We start from the raw sequence: 1,528 nt of genomic DNA, 5'->3' as shown, positions 1-1,528 counted from the left end.
GGCGCCTACACCAGCGAGATCCTTCGCGCCGGTCTGAACGCGGTTCCGCATTGTGAGATCGAGGCGGGCTGGGCGCTCGGCATGACCCGCCGGGACATCCTGCGCTTCGTAGTGATCCCCCAAGGAATCCTGTTCGCAATACCCGCACTGATGGGCTTTGCCATTCTCATCTTCCAGGCGACGGCCCTTACATACACGATCGCCATCCCCGAACTTCTGGCGCGCGCCTATCGCGTGGGTGCGGCCACCTACCTCTACCTCGATGTCCTGATCTTGGCGGGCCTGTTCTATCTCGCCATCACCGTCCCGTTCGGGTGGCTGGTCTCGTACACCGAACGTAGGCTGGGCAGCCATCTCGGCTGACCTGCAATCAAAAACCATCAATGTCAGAGGAGAGCACAGTGAAAAATTGGAGTAAGATTATCTCGGCCGCGGCCATTGCTACGGCCTTGGGTGCCAGCGTCGCGTCCGCACAGGATTGCAAGCCGCAGCACGTTTTCGAAACCGTGTCAGCGGGCAAACTCACAGTCGCGCTTACCAACACCGCTCCGTATTCGCTCGAAAAAGACAGCGGCATCGCGGGTATCGACGGCGATCTCGTGAAGCGTTTTGCCAAGGAGAACTGCCTGGAGATCGCTTATGAGATCTTCACATATCCAGGCGCGGTTTCCGCAGTTCAGTCGCGGCGCGCGGACATCGCGCTTGGCGGCTTCTATCGTACCGCCGCCCGCGCGAAGGTCGTCGCTCTGTCTACGCCGGTCTATCTCGACCAACTGTCCGTCACCTCGACCAACGGCATTGATACTGTCGATGGTCTGCTGGGCAAGAAGGTCGGCACCGTTGAAGGATATTTATGGGTCCAGGACATGGAGAAGCTTTACGAAGGCTCCAAGACCTATCCGTCGTCGCTGAACCTCGCGCAGGACCTTCATGCCGGTCGTATTGAGGCGGCGCTCGACGGCTTCGGCTCCGCTGTCATTCAGAACGAAGGACAGAATTATAAGGTAAATGCGCTGAAACAAGATCCGCGCATCGATGCGACCATGAACCCGTCGCAGACCGCCTTCCTGCTGGACAAGAGCAACGAGGATCTTGCGAAGGCCGTTGACACGTCCCTAGAAGCTTACCGCAAGGATGGCGCGATCGCGGAAGCGCTCAAGGCTTACGGGCTGGATCCGTCAGCCGCAGATGTCGGTGGCGCCCGCGTCATCGAGTAAGCCGCTGGTATGAAGGGCCGCTCCGCCTGTGCCTCCCGTTTTTAGGAAGAAAACCGAGCGAGGCGGGCGGCCTGGACGTTTGCTGCGCGGCTGCGATCCGAGCGTGTGCTAAATGCCTGCCGTCGACTACGTCGCCGCCGATGCCTACATCAATTCGGACGACACTGGCGACTGTCAGCTCGCCGACCTCATCCAAGGCGAGGAGCTTCCCTCGCTTTACGCCCGTTCCTGCTGTGCAGAGCAGTGCCGCTGGCTCGCACCTTGGCTATAGAGCTTCTATCAACGCGCAGTGTGCATGATCGCATCTGTGG

At 59.8% G+C, this 1,528-nt stretch carries 2 protein-coding genes; both read left to right on the top strand.

The genetic code is table 11. The features are described 5' to 3' along the window. Window positions 1-363 (top strand): ABC transporter permease subunit (locus EN906_RS33820; RefSeq protein WP_127375760.1); only part of this gene is annotated, 363 nt, incomplete at its 5' end. Window positions 364-401: 38 nt separating this feature from the next. Further along, window positions 402-1,217: a transporter substrate-binding domain-containing protein gene (locus EN906_RS33815; protein WP_164748881.1), complete on the top strand. Its 816-nt coding sequence runs from the start codon at window positions 402-404 to the stop codon at window positions 1,215-1,217. Window positions 1,218-1,528: the final 311 nt, after the last annotated feature.

It is taken from the genome of Mesorhizobium sp. M7A.F.Ca.CA.004.06.1.1, assembly GCF_003999135.1.
GTDB lineage: Bacteria > Pseudomonadota > Alphaproteobacteria > Rhizobiales > Rhizobiaceae > Mesorhizobium.
Note: the sequence above shows the minus strand (reverse complement) of the source record. Positions and strands in the feature narration are given on the sequence as shown.